Origin of the sequence: Gallibacterium faecale, from assembly GCF_027920745.1 — a bacterium.
Taxonomy (GTDB): Bacteria; Pseudomonadota; Gammaproteobacteria; order Enterobacterales; family Pasteurellaceae; genus Gallibacterium; species Gallibacterium faecale.
The window spans coordinates 1-21213 of record NZ_JAQIBB010000048.1; the positions used below are offsets into that span (position 1 = coordinate 1).

Below are 21213 nucleotides of genomic sequence, written 5' to 3' on the forward strand. Positions count from 1 at the left end.
ATTAACATTGCCTGTCATGGCAACCACTTTGTTCCCCTGATACTCTAAGAAAGGTAACAAACGAATGACTTCTTCGGTTTCTCCAGAATTAGAAATCAAGAGAGCTACATCAATCGGCTTAATCATCCCTAAATCGCCATGAAAAGCTTCACCCGGATGCACAAAAAATGATGGTGTACCTGTAGATGCCATTGTTGCCGCTAACTTTTGCCCTATAATTCCTGACTTTCCCATACCAACAACGACAACTCGACCTTTTGTGGACAGAATAATATCGACTGCCTTCACAAATTGTTGGTTTAATTTAGAAGACATAGCTTCAATAGATTCTATTTCTGTAGCAATAACAGCTTGGGCTTTTTTTATAATCGACTCTTTCATTTTTCATCTACTTTATATAATTCTAGAAATTTACTTTTCTTAAGTAAGTTTATTCCTAGCAATAGCTAAGATACATCTAAATCACCAGACATAATACGACGAACGCGCTCTAAACACTTTGGCGTATCAACTCCCGGTCCCGTTGGTTGTACTTCAAAACACCGAATTGCTATTCCTGAGGATAACAAACGCAATTGTTCTAGTTTTTCTGTTAATTCCAACATAGGTTGTGATAATAATGCATACCTTTGTAAGACAGGTCGACGATATGCATAGATACCAATATGCTTACGATATACTGCATGGCTATTATCTCTAGGATAAGGAATAAGACTTCGACTAAAATATAAGGCATTTCCCTTATCAGATAAAACAACCTTTACCGCATTAGGATTTGAGGCTTCTTCTAGGGATAACAGATGGTATAAAGTTCCTACTTCTGCGGCCTTATCTGACAGCATTCCTTTAATCAATAAAGTAACATCAGCAGGCCTAATGAGAGGTTCATCGCCTTGAATATTGACGTAAATATCTGCCTCAAATTGCTCCATTACCTCACATAACCGGTCTGTCCCTGACTCATGTTCCCTTGATGTCATTAGATATTTTCCACCAAAACTCTCAACAGCCTTGGCTACACGTTCATCATCCACAGCCACTAAAACATCTTGTACATGAGGTACTTCTAATGCTCTCTCATATACATGTTGAATCATAGGTTTACCACAAATATCTGCTAACGGCTTACCTGGCAGACGACTAGAGGCATAGCGAGCAGGAATAACTATGACAACTTTTTCATCTTGCATATTCATCGTAACCTCAATTAACGAATATCTAAAACAGGCATAGACTTAACCACATCATCGACAGCCTTCACTTGCATCAAGAATGGCTCCAACATATCCAGTGGAAGCGCACTAGGCCCATCGCACAACGCTTTGTCAGGATTAGGGTGTGCCTCCAGAAATAATCCTGCTAATCGAGTTGCCATGCCAGAAAGTGCCAAATCTAATACTTGATTGCGACGACCACCTGAGGCGGCTGCACCCGATTCTCGCTGTTGTAATGCGTGAGTAACATCAAAAATAATAGGTACATCGGAGCATACTTTTTTCATAACCCCAAAACCTAACATATCTACAACCAAATTGTCATATCCGAAGCAACTGCCTCGTTCGCATAGAATTAATTGATCATTGCCTGCTTCTTTGAATTTTTCAATAATATTCTTGGTTTGGTGAGGACTGAGAAACTGGGGCTTTTTAATATTAATAACTTTACCTGTTTTCGCCATCGCCACAACCAAATCAGTTTGACGGGCAAGGAAGGCTGGCAACTGCAATACATCTACTACATCAGCAAATATTGCTGCCTGTTCTGGTTCATGTATATCTGTGATAATAGGGACATTGAACTCTTTTTTCAGTGCTTCAAAAATCCGTACCCCTTCATCAATGCCAACACCTCGATAAGAAAAGATAGAAGAACGATTGGCTTTATCAAAAGAAGCTTTAAAAACGTAAGGAATCCTCAGCTTATCTGTTACTTGGACAAATTTTTCACAGGTTTCTAAAGTTAAATCTAAGTTTTCTAATACATTAAGTCCACCAAATAAGACAAAGGGTGATTCATTACTTGTAGAAAGTTGTTTAGTGACAAATATTTTTACCGACATTAAATAATTCCTTAAATTTATTATAAGTAACTAAGTTAATATTTATTAGAATTGATAAAAAATTCCACAATATCTTCAATTTGCTTCTTTTCTGGACTTTTAGAATCATGGGCATTAGAAGCTATTCGTTTTAATATAAAAATACCATTTTTATTATTAATTTCTAATATGACAGTTTGTAATCCTGCAACATCAGCTGGGTGTCTTCCTACTTCCAAATATAGTGGTGGAATATAATCTGATTTTGCTATTAAATCATCAATTTCTATAAAATTCATTCCACATTCACTAATTTGTCTTTTCCAATTATCTAATTGATACCTTTCCGCTGATTTTTTACATAATTGTGGATGAACCGAAATAATTCCTCCAAGCTTACATAATATTCCAAATATTATACTTGCATACCCCCCCATTGATGCTCCTACAGTGAAAGCATTTGATGTTTCTAAGTTTAATTCAGCAAGAGTATTCAATATTATTTCTTTATAAATTTCTAGTTGTGGTTTTTCTGGAGTACCAACATACCAATGTAACAATTGATCTCCTAAGAATAAATAAGCAGTATCAGTCTCCCATTTTTCAGTTTCATCCCAGTACCATGACATTCTATTATATGCTTCGTAATTTATATAACCTGTGAATAAAATTATTAATTTTGATGGTTGATTTTTTGTTGGATAAAATAAATAAGGGATATCTTTATGATGTTTCTTATAATTTTTTAAAATATACTCCTTTGAATAAGGCATACGATTATATATTTTTTGGAAGACTAACTTCCAGGTTTCCGTTCTTAATGGGAATAGTTCCTTTACAACCTCAGGGGCTCTTTCTTTGATTTCAGGAATTAAACTCTCAATAGTAGCAAGCCACTGTTCAAAATCATTTGTACTTTGTATTTCATGTAAATCTATCTTTTCCTCTTTAATTATAATAGTAAGAATTTTGCTTATAATATTGACTAGTTCTTTAGTGTTTGGGCGTTTATTTATAAATAATTCCATTTCAAAAACACCTTATTAAGTTTATAAATCACAAAAATCTGCATTTTTTAGATATGCACGAAGATACGAACTCTTACTACAGTTAAATAAATTTCCTCCTCTTTTTTCAAAATATGGAGCTGCATTTGCTATATTAAAAATTTGTGTACTAGTAAAACTATCTTCTAACTGTGGGGATGTTTCTTTATAGAAACGAGGATTTTCACCCGAATATCGACAATCACAGCCTAATAAATAAACATCCTTTCCTCCTAGGTAATAAGCAAGCTGTATTGCAAGCATAGTGGTTGTACATCCAAAATAAAATCCAGCAGAGAGATTGGTAGAAAATCCATTTTTACCAATCGTTCTTACATAACAGGTTCTAGACAAAAAATTAGCATCATCATATACCTGTAATTCGCTCCTAAAAATACGAATGGTATCGTCATGCAAATTTTTCTTTGCGAGTACACCCTTTTCAGGATGTGTCAGAAACCTTTGATCTGTAACAGTATAGTACTTTGAAACAAATCCAAATTTTTGTTCTAATAAGCTAGAAGCATTCATTCCAATAACAATTTCATTTCTTAATTTTGTTAAATCTTCTTGAGCCAGAGAAGGACCATTTGCTAATATAAATATACGTTGATCACGTTCTGCATTTTTTAATAATTTCACTTTCATTACGCTACCCCATAAGCTTGAATAAAAAATTGAACAAGTTTCTCAGGAGACAAATATTGAGTAAAATATTCAAAAGATTTTTGTTGCCAAAATCTTGTTAAATCTACATCATCAACAAATTTTAGTAACACATCTTGAATATCATTATCGCTTGCGGTTTGAAATGGTGGTAATACATAGTTAGTAAATCGAGAAAAACCTACTTGCCCAAAGTAATCTGAACCATTAATAACAACATTTCCTGCACAAAGTCCTTCTAATGAGACTTGATGAAATCCGCCCGTTGCAATTTCATCAATTGTAAGGTGAGCATTCCTTCTTAAATACATTAATGTATTAGGAGGTATTGGTTTCTCAAACGATAGAATTTCTATTAAATTTAAATTCTTTAAAGAACGTAATGTGATATCTAACGTAGCTGAAAATTTATTATTCCATCGACCCTCATGCTTATTTGTAGGACTATAAATTACCTTTAATTTTTCATTTTTTTCTCTCAAATTTAAACTTGGTACAGAATGAATAATATTAGGTACTGGAATATAATTTGGATAGAGTTTAGAATGATGTTGCCCTACAACCAAAAATTTCGTAAAAGGTAGCCCTATTTCCTCTGTTCTATCTAAGAATACAGGTCCTTCACGCATAGGTGAATGGATTTGATACACAAAAGTTGCTTCTTGGTTAAGGGCGCGTATCCATTTTACTTTATCATATGGACAATTATTATGAATGTGTATTACATCAGCTTGAGCTATACTGTTTTCTAAATATTTCTGTAACTCTTGTGTAAATAATATAGAGTCTTCAATAAATTTCCCTGCTAAATTTGTGTGTGCTGGATAATCCGAAAAAATAATACAAATTGCATTATGTCCTACTTGTCTTTGTGCCTTTGCAATCTTCCCAGGCGCTGCCACAAGGGGTGTAGGGGATATATGAACAATATTTAAACTTTTCATTGCCTTACTCTTAATTTTCGATTTGTCGTACATCAAATACCACCCCATCTTCTAAACATTGCTGTATCAATTTCTTAGCTGATTTTTCATCTTCTATATCTTCACACCAATTTTTATAATTAAGATAAACAGATTCTAACATTGCAAAATGAACAATATGCTTAACAAATTGTTCATAATATTGTGACATTGTTGTAAATGGAGATACTTTAAATTTTTTTATCCAAATAATTCCTTGGTTACGATTAGAATTAAAATTAAGAAAATCTTCTCTCATTGCATAACTACAACCAATAATTGGTAATAATATATCTGGTGATTTTGGAGAATGTTCTTGTACTGTTCTTCTAATCGCTATTGATAAATCTGAAAAATTTTCAATCAAAATTTCTCTTGGATACTCCTTACTATATTTATTTTCTCCCACACTTATATAACTATCGACTCCTTTAATTTGGCTTCCCTTTGTATCAACGTAAATTAATCTATTATTTGGAGAACAAGCTCTAATTGCTGTAACAAGATTTTGTGGTGCATCTAATAAAATAATATTACTTAATCGAGATAAATTAAGCCTACTTGTTGGTGTAATTCTTTCAAAAATTTTAACTCCCGAATCCTTAATTTCAGCATTAAATGTACAAATGTGTAGTCTTTCTTTTCCAATATAAGTGAAATCTTGAAATTTATTCATAGCTTCAAGTAAATCTGATATCTGTTTTTTATCCATTTGTCTTGGATAAAATAATGCTGTAACCATCCCTATAGGCTTACTCTCAGGTTCTTTAAAAGTAATTTTCCCATCCATTGGAATATGTCCCAGGTTTTGGTTAAAATTAGATGTCTTTTCTGTATTAATATTAGTCACTTCTGAAGTTTTTCCACTATTTTCTTTTTTAAATTTATTTTCTATTGCATCTTTAAAAAATAAGGTTGGCTCTCGAAAAAACTTTCTCCATTTTCTTTGCCACCTATCAAAAAAATCTTCATTGTTACCTGTATTTTTTATCATTTTCAATAACCTCTCAATATCAATTGTATAAAAATCTTTTTTATATACTTCTAAACTTATTGAACTATAAAAAGTATCGGATAATATAGAAGTTAGACCTTTAAAAAATGAATCATTAATTATGCTAGTAGAATATTTTTCTTTGCGAAAACTTTTTAAAACATGTTTAATTTTTTCACAAAACAACATAATATCGGGATATTGTACGGTATATACCCATGGTTCCTTTGCATACTCTGATATTCCTAAATGTGCCCATGTAACTATAGGTTTATTAAAATATAATGCTTCTAGCCCAACCATAGAAACTGTTTCAAATAGACTAGGTATAATAATTACTTTTGCATTTTGAATAATTTCATATTTATTTGATTTAACTCCATCAAAAAAAATTGATTCAGTTTTCTTACAAAATGTAGCTGCTCTTTTGTCAGATAGAACACCTAAAGTTAATTTATTTTCCGCTAAAAAAGCTACAATCCTTTTTAAAAAATATATACCTTTTAACTTTTCCCACCTTCCAATAAATAACACATCAATTATTCTAGTTTTGTTTTCTTTGCTAAAGGTATTCTCATGAAATAGGTAAATAGGATGAGGATATAAATATATATTTGGAGGAAGTGAATAAAATTTTTTTGTAGTATCTATAGCTATCTGAGATGGGGCCGATATCCAACGTGAATTACTAATTACCTTTTGTTCATCATTATATATCCCACAATCTAACATTTTCCCCTGTATATAATCACCAATAATCTTAGAAAAATGTATTCTAATATGCACAGGAGCTGAAACTGGTAATAGCAGAGTTGCAGCTAATGTTTCAGGAGCCTCAATACAACAAAAAATTTTTTCATTTTCAAGGTAAAAATTTAATAATCTCAATCTGAATTGTTCTATGGTTTCACTTTCATGTCTTTTGAATAACATGTACGAAAAATTCATTTTTTGTAAATACATTGAGACTGATTCAATATAACTAGAAACCCCACGATTTTTTTCATAAAAAGGATCTATTAATAGATAAATTTTATTCTCTCTTTTTAATACCTCATGCTTATGGTAATAACAATATTCATGCTTATTTTTTAATTGTTTTACTTCATTCGCTAAGATAGGAAAACCTAAATGCTTATCTCCCGTGGATTTAAAACGATCAATAAAACCACAGAAATCAAACTTTGTTTTATCAAGAGAATCCAACGCAGATTTAGCGTAGCCTCCAGCACCTATAAATATTACCTTTTTCATTTTAGATAGCGGGGGGGGGTGTATAACTTAAGACCTTTACTAACAATTGAGTATAATAATCTTACCATAATTTTTAGCTAAAAATACAAGAAAAAAACTCTTCATATAAAATTTTTATTTAGTTGACATAAATGGAGCCATTCTCTCTTTAAGTCGCTCATAAGGTGTTTTATAGCCTAAACTAGCATGCGGTCTAGCAAAGTTATAAAAGTTCTCCCAATAGGCTAGTTTTTCATTAAGATCTACATCATCGGTATATTCTAAAAATTGATAAAATTCCATCTTATCTGTCTTATGTGAACGTTCTACTTTACCATTAAGATGAGGTGTCATAGGACGGATATAACGATGATTAATGCCTATATCATATAAGTGCCAATGGAATCTTGTATTAAATTCATGACCGTTATCAGTTTGGATTGTGTGAATTCTGAAAGGAAATTTATCAACAACATAGTTAACAAAATCAATAGCATTTTCTTGGTTATGTCGATCATAAATTTTTAAGGCTCTAATTCGCGTTGCATCGTCAATAGCCGTATATTGATATCGCCGTATAGCATGCCCGCTTTTGTCTTTTAAGGTCACAAACTTGACGTCCATCTGAACATGATGTCCAGGTACTTTCTTTTCATAGCGAATAATAGCTCTTTTAGAACGTTTACGCATATTTTGAGGTAAGCGATTTAATCCATAACGTTTAAGGATTACATAAACACCGCTAGGAGATATTTCTATATTATAGTAGGTTTTTAAATACCAACTGATTTTTTTATCGCCTAAGCGAAAGTCATTACGTACCTCTATAATTTTATCCACAATGTATTGTGGAGTCCTAAGCTTTGGATTCTCAGGACAAGGTTTACTATTCACTAAACCTTGCTCTCCTTTACTTTTGTATCGTTTTTTCCACTCATAAAATGTAAATCTAGATATTCCAAAATGTCGACAAGTTGCAGTCACATTGCCACTCTGTTTAGCATATTCAAAAACTTTTAATTTATGAGCTATTTCTCGCTCAGCTTTAGTTATTCCCATAGGCATTCTCCTTTATTCGTTCAAGTGTAACTATCATTGATTATTTTTTTGAATGCTTTTGTTAGGTAAAGTTGTAATTTCTGCACCTTATGAAAAAAATTAGAAAATTTCTCTTTTCTCCAGGAGAGTTTTTCCGGGATTATTTAATTAAAAAATATCCTTTTAAAAATACTGAGCTATATATACCCGAAGATGAGGAGTACCTTTTTATAAAAGCACAGGAAATAGTGGGGAACTTGGAACACAAATTGTACTCAACTGAATCTTCCGAAATCGATGTAGTATATACATGGGTAGATAATTCTGATGTTAACTGGTTAAAAAAATATCAAGAAACTAAGAGTATCTTTTCTGAGAAAAGCTTTAGCCTCTATGCATTAGATCCTGCAAGGTTCACTAATCATGATGAATTATACTATTCACTAATCAGTATAAAAAAATATATGCCCTGGATTAGAAAAATTCATATTGTTACAGATGGACAAAAACCAAAACTTCCAAATAATATTAATACAGAAAATATTTATTTTATTGATCATAAAGAAATAATAGATAGCCAATATTTACCAACATTCAACTCTCATGTTATAGAAGCTCATTTACATAATATACCTGATTTAAGTGAGAATTTTATTTATTTTAATGATGATGTATTTACAGCAAGAATGCTACCACGAGAGCATTTTTTTAGGAATAATGGTATCGCTTCTATTTTTATTTCTCCCAAAAAACTATCTATAAAGAAAGTATTAACGCCTACCTTGTGCGCCTCTCTAAACTCTTCAGACCTTTTATATAAGGATTACGGAATAAAAATTACTAACTCTTTAATCCATACATATATTCCTCTGAAAAAAAGTATTTATACCTTAGTATGGAATAGGCATAAAGATTTGATAGATACATTTCTGAATAACAGATTTAGAAATAACCAAGATTTGAATTTGGCAACCTTTTTAGTCCCATGGGTTATGTATCTCGAGGGGAAGGCTGTATTTTCTCAAGACATCTGCTATTACTTCAATATACGCTCAGCACATGCACAAACCCAATACACAAAGCTATTACAAAAAAATCAACAAAATCTACAACCTCATTCATTTTGTGCTAACGATTTCAATAGCCAATCATCTATATGTGAATACCGAGAAAATTTAATCTCAATGTTAGAATCGTATTACTGTAATAAATAAATTTTTTGATGAAAATATTAAGGAACTAATATGAATTCATTTTCTAGAAAATACCGTAAATTAAAAAATAATCCTAAGCTTTTTTTCAAAGATATGTGGAATAAACAGATCAGAAAAATTAAACAACATTCACCAGTTAAATATACAGGTAAATTCCAATATACCATCGTTTCTGCTGTATATAACGTTGAAAAATATCTAAACGATTATTTTAAAAGCATAGTCAATCAAAGCCTAGATTTTAAAAAACATATCCACATCATCTGTGTCGACGATGGATCTACTGACCATTCCGCTCAAATTATCAAACAGTGGCAAAAAAAATATCCAAATAATATCTCTTATTATTATAAGGAAAATGGCGGACAAGCTTCTGCTCGCAATCTAGGCTTAGATTACGTAAAAACAGAATGGGTAACCTTCATAGACCCTGATGACTTCATCCATGTGGATTATTTTAAAATCATTGATGATGAAATAGGTAAAGATGAGAATATAGTTTTAATAGCGACAGAGTTAGCTACTTACCACGAAAGTAATGAAAGCTATTCCTATAAAAATGGTCATCTTTCCTATAATTATGCAAGTAATACTTTAGTTCCAGTGAATAATTTAAATAATCACATACATTTATCTGTTTGTGCTTCGATGTTTAATAATAATTTGATAAAAAAATATAATTTATTTTTTGATGAAAAAATAAAACCATGCTTTGAAGATGGTAATTTTATATCTGACTATCTACTTTATTCTCGTACAAATAACATTAAATTTTTACCTGATTGCTATTACTTTTATAGATCTAGAGCTGATATGTCTTCCACAACAAATCAACAATGGGATCAAGAGGGAAAATATATTGATGTATTTAAATATGGTTATATCCCAATGTTTAAAAAATACAAAAAACATTGGGGGTATGTACCAACAAATATTCAATTCACATTTTTATTTTATGCAATACAATATTTTAAGAAATTTTTAGATCAAAAAGAAAAATTAAAAAATGTAATAGATGATAAGAAGATAAAAATATTTAATAAACATATGAATCAATGCTTTGAATATATTGATGAAACTACTATTATGAAATTCCATTTGTTAGGGTGTAATTTTTTTACAAAAAAGGACTTTTAAATATTTTTAAATTAAGTCAGCCAGAGATTTTTATTGTTTATATTGATAACTTAGATTATGAAAAAAAATTGATAGATATTCATTTTTTTGGATTAGAAGACTACAACCTACAATATTTTATTGGGGAAGAGGAAATTTTCCCTATTTATAGGAAAGAAATATCTCATAAATGGATTGAAAAAATCTTTATTAATGAATATAGGATCTCTCTTTCATTCAATAATACTGCTAATGGTATACATAATTTGAAAATTAAACTACCTAATTCTAATAATATTTTATTTAAACATGGAAAGAATGAATACAAAAAATATTTTCCATTTGAAACATATGAACAAGAATACAAAGATGATCTTTGGTTGTTCATGGATAAAGATATGCGAGCTGATGATAATGCAGAGCATCTATATCGCTATATAGCCCATACTTTTCCAGAGAAGAATATTGTATTTGTATTGAGTAGAAAATCTATTGATTGGAATCGATTGGAAAATGAAGGCTTTAATTTAGTTGATTTTGGTAGTATGAAATTTGAGCGACAATTGCAGAGGGCTACAGTGATTATTAGTTCTCATGCCGATAATTATTTTTTAAGATATTTTGGTAAACAAACATTAGATCAAAGAAAATTTGTCTTTTTACAGCATGGGGTTATATTTACTAATTTATCTACATGGTTAAATTCAATTGATCGTATTGATTTATTTGTTACATCTACTATTCAGGAATTTAATGATGTGAAGAATAAATCTAATTTTTCTACATATAAATTTAATAGAGAAGTATGCTTAACTGGCTTACCTCGACATGATAGTTTATTGAGAAAATCCGAAAATAATAACAACATATTGATCATGCCTACCTGGAGACAATATTTAGCGGGAAGAATGAAAAAGAATAGTGTTGAAAGAGAATTCAATCCAAATTTTAAGAATTCTTACTATTGTACCTTTTGGAAGAGTTTACTACACAACAAAAAATTGATGGATTTGGTTAATAAATTTGGATACAGCATAACTCTATTGCCACATCCAAATATTTTACCATATATCAATGATTTTTCTGTACCAAATTATATTTATGTACCTGATATAAATAAGGCATTCGAAATACAAAATTATTTATCGAAAGCGACAATATTAATCACGGATTATTCGTCAATTCAAAGCGATATAGCAATACAGGAAAAAGCAGTTTTATATTATCAATTTGATAATATAGAATTTTTCGCAAAACACAGCTGTACAAAAGGCTACTTTTCCTACGAAAACGATGGTTTTGGACCTGTTGCCTACACTGAAGAAGAGTTGTTTAAAGAATTGGAAATTATTCTTAAAAATGATGGCAATCCGACAGAACCATATATTACACGTATTAGAGAAACATTCCCATTCCGCGATGGTAAAAACTGCGAAAGAGTATACCAAGCCATTCTGGATCTGGATAAACCTGATGATGGCAAAATTAACTTAGAAATTCTACGTCAATTCCTTAACCAAGCCGTAACTCATCAAATTTGGGCATTGGTAGAAAGCCGTGCTAATCTACTTATGATACACGGAGATACTACAGATCATTCTTTTGCTCTCGAGCAAAAGTGTATTGCTCTTATCAACCAAAATAAACTGGAGGAAATACAATCTCTCATTGATATATTACCTACAAACCTACAACCTCAATATCGCCTACAAGTTGCGCTCAAAAAGCAACAATGGCAGCAAACCGCTAAGCTCCTCAAACACAAAGATAACTTAACTCAAGAAGAAGTTTTATCTTTATTACACTGTGAAGCAGAGCTAAATCATATTGATATTTTTATGGATTTAGTCAACAGATACGATAGCTTGTTGGTAGATGATGATGCTAGAAAATTAGCTATATTTTGGCAATCTGCTTTAACTGAACAATGGGCAAATATCATCGAAATGGCTGGCTGGCTAGATACGCTCTCAGAAGAATGGTTAAAAGAATATCAACCACAGCTACTCTTAGCAAAAGCCTATCGTTATCTAGAAGATTTTGATTCTGCTCATAATACTTTAATTGCTTTTGAAAAACACTCCTCAGGCACTCCTAATAGTCGTATAGAAATTGCCCATTTAGCCTATTTGCGTGGTGATCTTGCCAAAGTAGTGAAGCAGCTCGAACAAATCTTCAACGATATTGCTGAATTACCTTCAGATAGCCTGAAAGAATATCTATTAGCATTGAAAGCTACTCGCTCATCAAAATTTCCCATGTTATGGGAACAAGCTGCAACACTATATCCTCAAGACACATGGTATCTCTTACAACAACAAGATTGGTCTGCTGCTAGAAGAATCTTAGCTACAAAACAATCATTAACCACACAAGACTATCTAGATTGGCTACATTGCTGTATTGAATTAGAAGACTACACTGAGTTTTCGAAGATGTTATCTCAACTCCAACAGAAAAACATTACACTTCAAGAAAATATTTTATTAACTCTTTGGCAATCAGTAGCTCAATCAAATTGGCAGAAAATTATTGCTCAAGAAGCCGAAATTAACAATCTTCCACAAAATATTTTACAGGCTTATCATCCACAGTTACTACTAGCTAAGGCATATCGGTATTTAGGTGATTTCGACTCTGCTAATAATGCACTAATAGCATTTGAGAAACACTCTGTTGGCTCCCCCAACAGTAGAATGGAAATCGCTTACCTAGCCCACTCTCGCGGTGATTCTGCTAAAGTGATTAAACAACTGGAGCAGGCTTGCGCCTCTTTGAACAAAGAGTTCATCCAAATGCCCGAAAAAATTGTAGAAATCTATCTAAATGCATTATATCAACAACGATCCCCAAAATTACCATCTCTGCTATATCAATTTGAAGCATTATATGCTCAAAAAGAATGGTTCCAATATCAAACAGTAATGTTTTATTTGGAAGAAAAACGTTGGCAAGATATCCTGCAATATTCAAGTACATTGTCTGAAGCTCAGAAAGAACGATTGGTGTACCCCATTGTATTGGCAACCTATCGTTTGGGGTTATTTGATCGTTTAGATAAGACGTTGGTTTTGCCTACCTTTCAACACAACTACGACTATTGGCAGTTAGTGTATGAAATTGCTTGCATGGACAACAATATTGAACTGCAAAAACATTGTCTCAAAGGCATGATAGCGATTTATCCAGAACGCAATAAGGAAGAAAATTTAAATAATTTGCATACATTGCAGGTAGTTCAAAATGCTGATGAATAATACTGAGCAAACATACCAAGCCGGTAATGGGCAAATCATTAAGTATCGGCAAAAGGCAGCGAAGTATGACTTTAACCATTTATTGGTTGTATTTTCTGGTTTTCTGCATGCCAAGCCAGGAAATTATGATTTTGCTAATGCATTAAATGACTGCCCATGCGATGTATTGTGGATCGCTGATGATTTCCAGGGCATGTACACTTATTATATGTGTATTAATCAAGATTTTTGCGTGGAAAAGGCTGTACAAGAATTTATTGGGGTAAAACTGGATGAGTTAGGATTAACTTGGAAGCAAATGACGTTTACCGGCTTTTCGAAGGGTGGCAGTGCTGCGCTGTATCACGGTTTAAAATTTGGAGTCAAAAATATTGTAATTACGGTGCCTCAAATTAATGTAGGCAGCTATATCCATAACCATTAGCAGCATGTCGCTAAGCATATGCTAGGTGATAATTATGAAATGAGCGATGTCGAAACTTTGGATAAGATGATGTCAAACTTGCTTAAGCAAGATGCACAACTTGATAGGAACATTTATCTGTTGACCTCTGAAGCCGATATCCAATATCCAGGAGAAATAGTACCTTATTTAGATGAGTTTAAGAAATATGCTAATTTTAATCTTCTAAAAACTCACTCAATATTTGTTAGAGAACATAGTCAGGTAACTAGTCATCATGTTGCACTTTTGCTTGGTATTTATTATTCATTAGCATCAAACGGTATACCCAGGTTTGTGAATCAATCAGTTAACTTCTTTGGAAAATCATTAGATTCTGATAAAAATCCAAGTGCTGATCCTATTGTGGATCTACGGAGCTGTAATATTATTAAGGGCAAGTTATTTGTTGAAGGTGTCGGTATTTTAAGGGGGCTCCCTGCTTCAGAGTATCAATATATTGATTATGCTTTGATATTAAAACCTATTTCCTCTATTTCCGCTAAAAAGATCGAATTAAAATTGGCAAAATCTAACCGCCCTGGTTTAACCAAGGAGTTTTTTGATGGTGAACACTTTGTTATATATGACAAATGTTGGTTTACAACATATCAATTCACAGGTGTGGATATCAATCAAGTACCTAATGGTGAATATGATTTATATCTTAAAATCAAACAAGCCAATATTGAGAAGATACTTCCTTTAAATAGTAAAAAGGGTATAAGTGCTCAAGATAATTATATGAAATTGGTGTGTAAGAGGGGGGGGGCACCTAATGAATGTGCAAAATTCAAGCATAGCAAAATCATTAAATTCTGATTTGGCAGCGAATACTTTGGTCTTAGATGAGGCACTTATTGACTTGCATTCCTTTGAAATCAAAAACAATAAACTGTTTTTGTCGGGCATTGGTTTTATTAAAGGCGTAGATATTATTGATTGGCCGGATATTGACTACAAACTGATTTTCAAAAGCGAGAACGGTATTTACACCAAGCAATTGGCGAAATTGCACAGGCCAGAGCTGACGCAAGCTTATGTATCGGTATGATAAGTGTGTTTTTACAACATTAAAGGAAGCCGGTTTAGATATCAGTGATTTGCCTTTTGATGAGTATGAGCTTTTCCTACAAATCACAACCAAAAAATTCACCATCAAACAAAAATTACGCGCTTTGGATGTTTCGCAAATCACATCGCCTTTATTGGTGGTTTCGAAAAAAGAACATGTTGTTTTCGTTGATAAATTGCGTATTGATAAAACCATAGCGAACAACTATGTTCCTCATGTTAAAACTAAACAGGCGATTCTGGAGAGAGGGAGTTTTATTGATTCTGCCAATAATCAATTGATTGCGCCCAATCATTGCGTAAATTGTTTCGTGTGTTTTGAAGGCAGCAATAATCTCGTTGAAATCCATCCCGAAGCTAATATTCAAAATCTGTATTTGGAATTATTGGGCAGTAACAATATGGTCAAAATCGGTAAGAATGTGAAGTTGCATGGAACTATTCGTTTGGGCTTCTGTTGCGAGCTGGCCATCGGAAAAGGCACATCAAGCACCAATCCGATTTATGCGACCGTGGCCGAGCGTACCAAGTTGATTATCGGTAAAGATTGTATGTTTGCTACTAATAATCAAATACGTTCAGATGATGCTCATGCTATTTATGATGTGCATACGGGGAAGCGGATCAATCACTCGCGCGATATCGTTATTGGCGATCATGTTTGGATTGGCTATGGAGCAACCATTATGGGTGGAGCGGAAATCGGCTCCGGTTCTGTGGTTGGAGCATTCTCGTTTGTGCGAAAAAAATTTCCTAATAACTGCGTTATTGCCGGTACACCTGCCAAGTTAGTTAAAAAGGATATTTTTTGGGAAAGGCCTTTATTATTACGCAGACCTAATGCTATAGACTTTACTACAGACGAGCTAATACAAAAATCTTACTGCCAAGAAACAAAAGAGTAACACGACACAAAGGAGAAACAGTTGCTTAAACCTTGTACTAAGTTGGCATATAGGACAAAAAGGCATAGTAGACAAAATTGTTACTGATCTGTCAAAAACTATGCCAAGTGGACAAAATTGTTACTGATCTGTCAAAAACTATGCCAAGTGGACAAAATTGTTACTGATCTGTCAAAAACTATGCCAAGTGGACAAAATTGTTGCTAATGTTTATTTTCTTTAAACATTAGTGACTCTTTTTATTTAAAAAATCTTGTATAAACAACACCTTACGCCTTTTCGTTAATCCATTATGATTATTTAATTTTCTCTTAAGTTCACTAAATAATCCTTCTAAACGATTTGTCGTCTTTTCTATATTTAATTCAGGATATTTCTCATAGGTAAAAATAAAATCCATATAACGCTTTAAACTGGCATAAACGCCTCTTACATTACGATGTTTATAAGGAAAATAACCTTTTTCATTGGCTTTATCACTCCTCTCTTTTAAAAACGTTTGATGTTTTATAAACCAATAATGTAATCGTCGATAAAATTCATTTTTTGAGCTTTGCGTGAGTGTTTTTATAATGAGTTTTAATTCTTTACCTGCTTGTGATTGATGCTTTTTCCTCAATTTTCTCATCACAATGGCTATCATATGAAATTGACACATCTGTATTGGGGTATTAAATAAATCCTTCATCAAGCCTCTTTTACCATCGCAGGTAATTGATTGAATAATATAGCCTTTTTCTCTTAATCTATTCAGTGCAAGCTGGTAATAAATCGCTTTTTCGGTTCGAACAAAATAATGGGAAACTACATTAGTTGAATTCGAATCAATTAACACTAATACGCCAAAATAACGACCGAAAAAAGTCAATGTTCAGGTATCGATTTAAAGGCTGTTTTAAAGCGGTTTTGGGAGCTTTATCAATATATCTTTGAATAGTTCTCACTGAACAATGATATTTAACGGCAAGTTGTTGATAGGTTTGCTTTCCAGATGTGTAATCTGACCAAATTTTATTTGGGACTAATTTAGTCTTGAAGGTAAATGTCTTATGGCACTGATGACAAAAATATCGCTGAATATTATTTGATGTACCCTGTTTCTTTATTTTTGTACTTTGGCAAAATGAACAGTTTTTTGTTCATATTTCAAAAAGAGGATTTAAAGCCTTGTAGTATAAGACTTTAAACCACTTTTAGCCAACTCTTTTGTCCTATATGCCTACATTTCTGAGGTTAAAGTTAATGGCGTTGACAACAAAATATTTTAAGTTACTTCTGAAATACTGAAAAAAAATACTTTAGAGGTCTTAACACTTTAATCTTCGAATCATCGAAAAACTGATATGGCTTTTTGCGGAATTTCCGCCATTTCCGTACTATTACCATCGAAGATAGAGTATCTCTCGAAGAAAGCTCTTTCTGTTGTCTTTCTGCTATATCTGACGCCACAACAGTCTGATTAATATTCTCATATGCTTGAATACCCTCTTCGACATTTTCGTAAGGGATTACTTGCCCATCTCTAAGTAACAAGACATAATCACACATCTTACGCACCTGAGCCATACTGTGCGTTACTAAAATAATCTTAGAACCATGAATCCGCTCTTTAAACGCTATCTGAGCTTTATTTTGGAAATGAGCATCGCCAGTAGACATTGCTTCATCTACAAGAAAGTAGTCAAAATCAAAAGCTAAACTTAGACCAAAGCCTACACGTGATTTCATTCCTGAAGAATACGTTTTAACAGGTAAATCAAAATAACGCCCTATCTCAGCAAAATCTTCTACGAATTTCACAATTTTATGCAATTCATCCCCTTCTGCACCATGAACACGGGCTACAAACTTTACATTTTCTCTTGCAGTTAACGATCCTTGAAAGCCACCACCTAACCCTACTGGCCAAGAGATTGAATTATTAGAACGGATTACACCTTTATCAGGCGTATCTAAACCACCAATAAGGTTCATTAAGGTCGACTTTCCTGCACCATTACGACCTATTAAAGCAATATTCTTACCATCAGGTATCACTAAGTTTAAATCCCGAAAGATAAATTCTCTTCCTCTCTCCGTACGATAGGATTTCGTCACATTCTTTATCTCGATCATATCGCCACCAATTTTCGTCTTCTCACCCGGTAAAGACCAAGAGAGAGGCAAAGTAAAAACACTGTGAGTTTGATAGGATAGAAGATATTTACACCAACATGATCTGGATAATAGGAAAAAGTTGCTAAGCGTAATTCATCAATAATATGAACAAAAGGATTCCACAACAATACGCTAATTATTTCATTTGGTAGTGCCCAGATAGGAAAGATAATTCCAGACAAAAAATACAGTACCATAAACAGTATACCTGCAACATTTGAAACTTCAGGAATAATATCAACGAGCATACAGAATAAGAGTCCAATAGAAAAAGAAAGCAAAATGCCGATCCCTATCACACTCAACCATCGCAAAGGCCCCACCATGAACAGATCCAAATCAAACCATACATACATGACTACCATAAATAATACATACACACACGCATAAATAGCAATTTCTACAATACTCCGTGCAATGATCGTGTCTAATGGTTTAATTTGTTTATATGCAAAAAGAGCTCGATTTGCATTGACTGCCGCCATTCCCTTGGTAATGATATTACGCATCATAAAAAATGGAATCATCCCAGACACTAAATAAGCAGGATATTCAACATTAGAAGCAGAAGCACTTCGTAAGGAAAACATTACGACAAAAATCAATACTTGAGTGATCGGCTCAAATAATGTCCAAAATGCACCAAACCGTCGCCCCGATATCCGCGTACGCATCTCCCTCAGGATTAAAGCAAATAATACTGATTGTACTATACGTAATGAGCTACGGTTCTGAAATGACATTGATACACCTTAGAAACTATTATTAATAGTACGCCCTAACACCAATGTTTGTACAATTGGCGAGATAATCTTTTGCCATTCATATACTGGCGCATTAGTTACGTAAATTGCATCTTCTGGTAATACTTCAAATGAACGAGCTAAGAAGATAGATTCAGGTTTACGCATATCTAAACGGAATACTTCCGCTGCTGGCTCACCTTCTTTAGGATGTTGGTTAAGCCTAAATACAAAAACGCCTTGTGGATCTGCTTTATTTTCCTCTAATCCTCCAACAGAGCCTAATACTTCTAATAAACTAGGATTACGTGAAGGTAAGTCTTTTAATCCGGGTTCTCTTACTGCTCCCATCGCGACAAAACGTTGACGAGCTCGTTCTAAAATTACTTCTGAACGAGGTGCTAATTGACGGTTTCCACCAGATAATACTTCGTCATAGTTTAGGGTATAAGCTTGTGTCCCCGTTCTGACTGTTACATTAATCAAATGGGGCTCTAGCACTGGGCCACCGGCCATATTTACAACATCTAAAATAGTTAAAGGGCCGGATAAACTAGAAAATCTTCCTGGTGATTTAACTGCTCCCGCTACCAGCACAGATCCTGATAAGTCCCCAACAAGTTCGCTATAAACTTGAGGATCAGTTGCAACTGATCCTGTTAAACGCTTACGAATAGCATTATCTACCTGCGGTAATGTATAGCCACTCACTTTTAATGATCCTACATAAGGTAGAGTAATTGTACCAGCCGCAGAAACTCTCACATGACCAAATACAGTACCCCCTGCTGCCAATGGCGCAAATACACCACCTTCTGCTGAATCAGAGATAGTCACTTTAATCACATCACCACCCACTAAACGGATTGTTGTTGCATCAGTTGCTGAAATCCGTGCCGATAAAGGCGGGGCTGGTTTACGAGCATATTCATGTACTGTCTCAGGAGATACATCCACAAGTTTATAAGGAAGGTTTGAATCTTCATCTCCAGCTTTCGAAGTAATAGAACTACTATATGGTCCTGCACCTGATAATATTGAGCCACATGCAGTCAATATCAGAGACAATCCAAATACACTTAATACTTTCACTGTACGATGAGTAAAAATTCGGGTAGATAAATCTAAATACATCATTGTTCTCTTTCTTATCTTAATCTCGATGATCTTCAATAGTTGCTACAATAAAGCGAGTAATACCAAATAGAGCAAGTAAACATATTAAAATCGTTAACAAGTTATAAGGAACATCCGGATAAATTGCATCCTCAGGTAAGTTTGGTGATACCACAACAGCGAGCGTACGAAATTTCTTATTCACTTCAATACGTGTATTTTCTAAAGATGCTAAACTTACTTTATATGCCTCTTCTGCAATTCCAGCTTGAATAGTAAGGTCTCTAAATTTTGAGGCCACTGTATTCAATTTAGTCCCACCATCTTGTGCAATAAGACGTTGAGTTTCTTGTTTAAGTTGTTCTTGAATCGCAGTTATTTTTCGTTTTTGTTGTAAAACTTGTGGAGATTGAGGACTTAGTGAAGATAATAAAGTGGTTAATTTTGCCTTTTCTGTTGCTAAAGTCGCTTCCATACTAGCAATCAGTTCTGATTGTGAAGTCGCTGTAGCTTCTGCATTTAATAAATTATTTTGTGCTTGAAATTGCAGAAGTTCATCACGTTTTTCTTCATAATTTGTTCTAGCGGTAGCTAACTCTTTTTCTACAAAAGTGAGTTGATCTCGCGTCATCCTATGTGATAACTCATTTACAAAACGCTCACTCTCTTTAAGAATTGTCTCTAATACTTTTTGTGAATACTCAGGATCAAAAGCCTGAACTTCAACTTTTAATAAACCGGTCTCTGTATCGTAATGTACTTGCACCACGCGTTGATAAAACTTTAAGACTTCAGATTGTGGTGCGCTTTTACTTAACCAATATAATGGGTCATGATTCACAGAGGTATAATGATCTAACCAGCCTATCTTCTCTTCTAAGATTTGAAGCATATCGTTAGAGATAATATATTGACGTAAATATAAGGTTTCTTCACGAGAGGTAGGATTGACAGAACCAAGTAATAAAGCTAAACCTGGGCTATTAATTGCAGAATTAGTGCTATCTGTCTGACGTACTGCAATTTCTGCGGTACTTACATATCGGTTTACTGCAAATAAAGCGTAATAAATAATAGCTAAGACAAATGGGATTAATACAATAAAAATGAACAGTCGCCGTTTATTTGAAGAAGAGTCAGACATTCATATTCCTCCTAAAATTTATGACGGTGCATTCTAATATAATTTTCAGAAATATCATAGAAAAATGG

Annotated in this window: 21 protein-coding genes; 7 read left to right on the top strand and 14 right to left on the bottom strand. The window is 33.2% G+C overall.

What is annotated here, in order from left to right; translation table 11 throughout:
- The 8 genes from PF272_RS04390 to PF272_RS04425 all read right to left on the bottom strand — a co-directional run.
- The coding region (locus tag PF272_RS04390; protein ID WP_413789422.1) for an SIS domain-containing protein at window positions 1-315 on the bottom strand (315 nt) is incomplete at its 3' end.
- Window positions 316-446: 131 nt separating this feature from the next.
- Window positions 447-1196 carry a 3-deoxy-manno-octulosonate cytidylyltransferase gene (gene kdsB / locus PF272_RS04395; protein WP_271141768.1) on the bottom strand — a complete coding sequence of 250 codons (750 nt, stop codon included), beginning with the start codon at window positions 1194-1196 and terminating at the stop codon, window positions 447-449.
- A gap of 11 nt (window positions 1197-1207) precedes the next feature.
- On the bottom strand, window positions 1208-2059 hold the full coding sequence (gene kdsA, locus PF272_RS04400; protein WP_271141769.1) for a 3-deoxy-8-phosphooctulonate synthase: 852 nt from the start codon (window positions 2057-2059) through the stop codon (window positions 1208-1210).
- 35 nt (window positions 2060-2094) lie between these two features.
- On the bottom strand, window positions 2095-3066 hold the full coding sequence (locus tag PF272_RS04405; RefSeq protein WP_271141770.1) for a hypothetical protein: 972 nt from the start codon (window positions 3064-3066) through the stop codon (window positions 2095-2097).
- A 21-nt stretch (window positions 3067-3087) separates the two neighbouring features.
- Window positions 3088-3732 carry a 6-hydroxymethylpterin diphosphokinase MptE-like protein gene (locus PF272_RS04410; RefSeq protein ID WP_271141771.1) on the bottom strand — a complete coding sequence of 215 codons (645 nt, stop codon included), beginning with the start codon at window positions 3730-3732 and terminating at the stop codon, window positions 3088-3090.
- Window positions 3732-4694: a hypothetical protein gene (locus tag PF272_RS04415; RefSeq protein ID WP_271141772.1), complete on the bottom strand. Its 963-nt coding sequence runs from the start codon at window positions 4692-4694 to the stop codon at window positions 3732-3734. Before PF272_RS04415 ends, PF272_RS04410 begins: the two co-directional genes overlap by 1 nt.
- Before the next feature lie 10 nt (window positions 4695-4704).
- Window positions 4705-6960 carry a glycosyltransferase gene (locus tag PF272_RS04420; protein ID WP_271141773.1) on the bottom strand — a complete coding sequence of 752 codons (2256 nt, stop codon included), beginning with the start codon at window positions 6958-6960 and terminating at the stop codon, window positions 4705-4707.
- Between the two features lie 114 nt (window positions 6961-7074).
- Window positions 7075-7992, bottom strand: a complete 918-nt coding sequence (locus tag PF272_RS04425; RefSeq protein WP_271141796.1) for an IS481 family transposase — start codon at window positions 7990-7992, stop codon at window positions 7075-7077.
- A gap of 95 nt (window positions 7993-8087) precedes the next feature.
- Here PF272_RS04425 and PF272_RS04430 point away from each other — a divergent pair, with 95 nt between their 5' ends.
- The 7 genes from PF272_RS04430 (at window position 8088) to PF272_RS04460 (ending at window position 15985) form a co-directional block, all read left to right on the top strand.
- The gene (locus PF272_RS04430; RefSeq protein WP_271141774.1) at window positions 8088-9191 is read left to right on the top strand and encodes a stealth family protein; all 1104 of its coding nucleotides are present in this window, start codon (window positions 8088-8090) and stop codon (window positions 9189-9191) included.
- A gap of 30 nt (window positions 9192-9221) precedes the next feature.
- The gene (locus PF272_RS04435; RefSeq protein WP_271141775.1) at window positions 9222-10328 is read left to right on the top strand and encodes a glycosyltransferase family 2 protein; all 1107 of its coding nucleotides are present in this window, start codon (window positions 9222-9224) and stop codon (window positions 10326-10328) included.
- A 68-nt stretch (window positions 10329-10396) separates the two neighbouring features.
- The gene (locus PF272_RS04440) at window positions 10397-13564 is read left to right on the top strand and encodes a CDP-glycerol glycerophosphotransferase family protein (protein WP_271141776.1); all 3168 of its coding nucleotides are present in this window, start codon (window positions 10397-10399) and stop codon (window positions 13562-13564) included.
- Complete coding sequence (locus PF272_RS04445) at window positions 13551-13988, top strand: accessory Sec system protein Asp2 (protein ID WP_271141777.1); 438 nt, start codon at window positions 13551-13553, stop codon at window positions 13986-13988. Before PF272_RS04440 ends, PF272_RS04445 begins: the two co-directional genes overlap by 14 nt.
- 39 nt (window positions 13989-14027) lie before the next feature.
- A complete protein-coding gene (locus PF272_RS04450; protein WP_271141778.1) occupies window positions 14028-14828 on the top strand; it encodes a hypothetical protein in 801 nt (266 codons plus the stop codon).
- The gene (locus tag PF272_RS04455) at window positions 14785-15060 is read left to right on the top strand and encodes a hypothetical protein (RefSeq protein WP_271141779.1); all 276 of its coding nucleotides are present in this window, start codon (window positions 14785-14787) and stop codon (window positions 15058-15060) included. The genes PF272_RS04450 and PF272_RS04455 overlap by 44 nt, the downstream gene beginning before the upstream one ends.
- Entirely contained in the window at window positions 15047-15985 is a 939-nt protein-coding gene (locus tag PF272_RS04460; protein ID WP_271141780.1) for an acyltransferase, read from the top strand. Before PF272_RS04455 ends, PF272_RS04460 begins: the two co-directional genes overlap by 14 nt.
- A 226-nt stretch (window positions 15986-16211) precedes the next feature.
- Here PF272_RS04460 and PF272_RS04465 read toward each other — a convergent pair whose 3' ends face one another.
- The 6 genes from PF272_RS04465 to PF272_RS04485 all read right to left on the bottom strand — a co-directional run bounded on the left by PF272_RS04465 (window position 16212) and on the right by PF272_RS04485 (window position 21145).
- The gene (locus PF272_RS04465) at window positions 16212-16820 is read right to left on the bottom strand and encodes an IS256 family transposase, variant Zn-binding type (protein ID WP_271141781.1); all 609 of its coding nucleotides are present in this window, start codon (window positions 16818-16820) and stop codon (window positions 16212-16214) included.
- Window positions 16810-17091: a transposase-like zinc-binding domain-containing protein gene (locus PF272_RS13045; protein ID WP_461782255.1), complete on the bottom strand. Its 282-nt coding sequence runs from the start codon at window positions 17089-17091 to the stop codon at window positions 16810-16812. The genes PF272_RS04465 and PF272_RS13045 overlap by 11 nt, the downstream gene beginning before the upstream one ends.
- A 163-nt stretch (window positions 17092-17254) precedes the next feature.
- Window positions 17255-18100, bottom strand: a complete 846-nt coding sequence (locus tag PF272_RS04470) for an ABC transporter ATP-binding protein (protein ID WP_271141782.1) — start codon at window positions 18098-18100, stop codon at window positions 17255-17257.
- Window positions 18097-18885 (bottom strand): ABC transporter permease, encoded by a 789-nt coding sequence (locus PF272_RS04475; RefSeq protein ID WP_271141783.1) that lies wholly within the window; start codon window positions 18883-18885, stop codon window positions 18097-18099. Before PF272_RS04475 ends, PF272_RS04470 begins: the two co-directional genes overlap by 4 nt.
- Before the next feature lie 9 nt (window positions 18886-18894).
- Window positions 18895-20022: a polysaccharide biosynthesis/export family protein gene (locus PF272_RS04480; RefSeq protein WP_271141784.1), complete on the bottom strand. Its 1128-nt coding sequence runs from the start codon at window positions 20020-20022 to the stop codon at window positions 18895-18897.
- 16 nt (window positions 20023-20038) lie between these two features.
- Window positions 20039-21145: a hypothetical protein gene (locus PF272_RS04485; protein WP_271141785.1), complete on the bottom strand. Its 1107-nt coding sequence runs from the start codon at window positions 21143-21145 to the stop codon at window positions 20039-20041.
- Window positions 21146-21213: the final 68 nt, after the last annotated feature.